Source organism: Caballeronia sp. M23-90 (genome assembly GCF_053574605.1).
The window spans coordinates 1-3518 of sequence record NZ_JBSIPA010000587.1 but is presented as its reverse complement, the minus strand read 5'-3'; the positions used below and the strand labels follow the sequence as shown (position 1 = coordinate 3518).

Genomic DNA, 3518 nt, shown 5'->3' with positions numbered 1-3518 from the left:
TTGGGGCCGCGTCTGGGGCGCGCATTCGGTGCAGAGCGAGGACGGCGCAGCCAATCCTGAATTCGACGGCTCTGTTTTCGGCGCGCAAGTCGGTCACGACATCTACGCTGACTCCACCGCAAGCGGCCACAAGAATCACTACGGCCTGTTCCTGGGTTTTGCGCGCGCGACCGGCGACATCGATGGTTTCGCGCTCGGCTTTCCGAACGTGAACGTCGGCCATTTGTCGATGAATGCGTACAGTCTCGGCGGCTACTGGACGCACGTCGGCCCCACGGGGTGGTACACGGACGCCGTGCTAATGGGTTCGTCGATTACGGTCGACCCGTTGTCGAATCAGGGAACCGGCGCGGGGACGCACGGGACAGCCGTGACCGGTTCGGTGGAAGGCGGCTTCCCGATAGCGCTCGGCAACGCGTTCGTTGTCGAGCCGCAGGCGCAGATCCTCTGGCAGAACTTGTCGCTCAATGACTTCAATGACGGCGTGTCGTCTGTCTCGTTCAACAATGGCAACACGTACATCGGGCGCCTCGGTGTGAGGCTGCAACACACCTTCAGCAGCGCAGGCGTGACGTGGCAGCCTTATGCGCGGGTCAGCGTCCTGCGTGCGTTCGGCGAGGGCGACAGCACGACGTTTGCAGGGACCACGACCATCCCGGGGAGCGTTGGACAAACATCGGGACAATTGAACGTGGGACTCGTTGCCCAGGTCACGCGCTCGGGCAGCGCGTTCGTGACGGCGAGCTACCTCACCAATCTCGGCGGCTCGCATCAACGGACGATAGGCGGCAACGCCGGCGTCCGGTGGAAATGGTAGAACCGGCTGCGTCCTACTGACCGAGTTTCGGCGCGCTGCAGTCGGGCGTGCCGTTGCTTTTGAGGAGCGGCGTGATGCCCTGCGCTTGGGCGATGAGATATCGGCAACCCGTTTCGTGATCGGTTTCCAACTGCAGATTGATGTCCTCGGTGGTCTCGCGCGTGAATCGGTTGAAGCTCGCGCGAGAGGCGGGTTTCAAATCAGCGCTCGGGATCGTCGGGACATTCGGTGTGTTCTGGGCATGCGCTGCGAACGACGCGCTTGCCGCCAGCAATACCAACAACCTCTTCATGTGCGTTCCTCGTGACGTTTTGCGCGCAAAGACACACGCATTCCGTTCGATGACATCTACCGCCCGAGGTTCAACCTGCCGCCTTGCTCGCGCAAATAGTTATCGAGGATGGCCAGGACATCCGGCAGATTGCGCCGTCCCAGGCCGATACGAATATGGGTATCACCGTGATCCAGCAACGTGCCGGGAAGCAGCAGCACGCCAGTACGTTCCAGCACTTCCGCGCAGAAGCGCTCCGCGCCGCCCTGCTTCAACCGCGGAAAGGCTACCGTGCCGGCGCGTGGCCGATGCCATTCCAGGATCTCGTGATGGCGCGCAAAAAATGGATCGAGCAAAGCCAGATTGCTCCGGACGATTGCTGTATTCCGCTCGATCAATGCGCTGGTATTGCGCACCGCGATGGCCGCTAGAAACTCGCTCGGCGCGCTATTGCAGATGGTCAGATAGTCCTTGAACGTGTTCATGGCAGCCAGCACATCCCGATCGCGCGTTGCAACCCAGCCAACGCGCAAGCCCGCGAGACCATGCGACTTCGATAACGCGCCAAGCGAGATCGCTTTCTCGTAGACGTCGCACGCGGCAGGCAGCCTGTGCGCCGGATCATGCTCGAGTCCCCTATAGACCTCGTCGCTGAAAAGCCAGAGACCGTGTTTGCGCGCGAAGTCGACGATTGCATCGAACCGTTCTCGATCCGGAAGATAACCCGTGGGATTGTGCGGCGCGCAGATGAGCAAGGCTTTCGTTTCGGGACGCAGCAACGTTTCGAGTTCGTCGGGACCGAGCGCCCAGCCCTCGGCTTCACGCGCCATCCAGGGCGACACCGATACACCCAGCGCCTGCGCCACCGAGTAATGCGACTGATAGCCAGGCATATGCACGATCATGTGATCACCGGCCTCGAGCATCGTGTTCACGAACGAGTAGATCGCTTCCTGCGCGCCTGTGTGCACGATCAGATCATCCGTGCCGATCGACTCGTACAAGGTTGCCAGTTCTCGCCGAAGCTCGGGCGCCCCTGGGTATTCCGTGTAGCCCAGCCACGTGTTGTTGAAGGCATCGGCAGAACCGGGTTCGAGCGCGAGAAGATCCGCGACCGACATCGACTCCGGGTCGGAACTGCACATCAGATAGCGGGCGGTGAATTCGTGAACGGCGAAGTAGCGTTCGAGCGCAAATGGCGTGGGTTGCATGGCGGGTCCAGGGAGAAGAAGCGTGACGGACGCTGTTTAGAGGCGTAGTCTGCCGGTCGTACTTCCGTAAATAAAGCTAACTCTCCTAATGCCACTTAAGAAACGCTAATGCTTGATTATGCCCTTCTCGATGCGCTCGGCGCCGTGGTGCGTCATGGCTCGTTCGATCGCGCGGCGCGCGAGCTCAATGTGACGCCATCGGCGGTATCGCAGCGCGTGAAGCTGCTGGAAGAGCGCGTGGGAAGCGTGCTGGTGAAGCGCGGCCAGCCGTGTATCGCGACGCCACCGGGCGCGCTGCTGTGCCGCCATATTGAACGCGTGCGCCGGCTCGAAACCGAACTCGGCAGTCAGATGCCGACGCTGCCCGGCATGCTTGCCGAAGCGTGGCCGACGTTTCGCGTCGCAGTCAACGACGACAGCGTGGGGACGTGGTTCATCGATGCCGTATCGGAATTTTGTGTCGAACGAGAAATGCTCCTGGACCTGGTGATCGACGACCAGGACCACACCGCGCAGCAACTGCGCGACGGCAGCGTGCAAGGCGCGGTGACCACGCAAGCCGAAGCCGTGCAGGGATGCCGGTCGACCAAACTCGGGCGCATGCGGTACCTGCCCGTGTGTTCGCCCGCGTTTTTCGATCGATATTTCGCGGAGGGCCTCACGCGTGACGCGTTGCGCCATGCGCCGCGTGTCGAATTCAATTCGAAGGACCAGATGCAGCGGCGCTTCATCCGCCGCATCACGCGCGCGGATCTCGATCCCCCGCGGCACCTGATTCCGCACGTGGCGGGTTTCGTGCACGGCTGCGCGTCCGGGATGGGATGGGGCATGTGTCCCGAACGCATGATCCGGCCGCTGATCGAATCGGGCGAACTCGTGCGCGTCGTGCCCGGCGCCCATATGGATGTCGATCTTTATTGGCAGAGCTGGCGGTTGTCGATCGGCTGGCTCGACGATTTCAGGACCATGCTGCAAAAACGCGCAAAGGCATTTCTCGATTAGTCCGCGGCCGCACATCACGATCGCGATTTCGGGATGCGAAACACTGTAATCTCTCGAACTCGTTCCTTCTGCATCGGATACACGAGTCTTGTCGAGCAAACATTCCAACGATAAAAAAACCGCCAATCGCTCGAATCTCGCACGTCGGCGCTTGCGTTATGCCGCCGCGCTGCTTGTGCTCGGCTGCGCCGGCGCAGAGCGACCAGCAGTGGCAGAG

At 61.5% G+C, this 3518-nt stretch carries 4 protein-coding genes; 2 read left to right on the top strand and 2 right to left on the bottom strand.

Annotated features, from left to right (window positions below):
• Positions 1-817, top strand: an 817-nt coding sequence (locus ACRXB1_RS32970) for an autotransporter domain-containing protein (protein WP_449494417.1), incomplete at its 5' end; no start/stop codon positions are given.
• A 13-nt stretch (positions 818-830) separates the two neighbouring features.
• Here ACRXB1_RS32970 and ACRXB1_RS32965 read toward each other — a convergent pair.
• Positions 831-1109 (bottom strand): DUF6440 family protein, encoded by a 279-nt coding sequence (locus ACRXB1_RS32965; RefSeq protein WP_062168285.1) that lies wholly within the window; start codon positions 1107-1109, stop codon positions 831-833.
• 56 nt (positions 1110-1165) lie between these two features.
• Positions 1166-2299: an aminotransferase class I/II-fold pyridoxal phosphate-dependent enzyme gene (locus ACRXB1_RS32960; protein WP_449494416.1), complete on the bottom strand. Its 1134-nt coding sequence runs from the start codon at positions 2297-2299 to the stop codon at positions 1166-1168.
• A gap of 108 nt (positions 2300-2407) precedes the next feature.
• Between ACRXB1_RS32960 and ACRXB1_RS32955 the strand changes: the two genes are divergently transcribed.
• Positions 2408-3301, top strand: coding sequence for a LysR family transcriptional regulator ArgP (locus ACRXB1_RS32955; RefSeq protein ID WP_449494415.1), 894 nt, complete (start codon positions 2408-2410; stop codon positions 3299-3301).
• Positions 3302-3518: the final 217 nt, after the last annotated feature.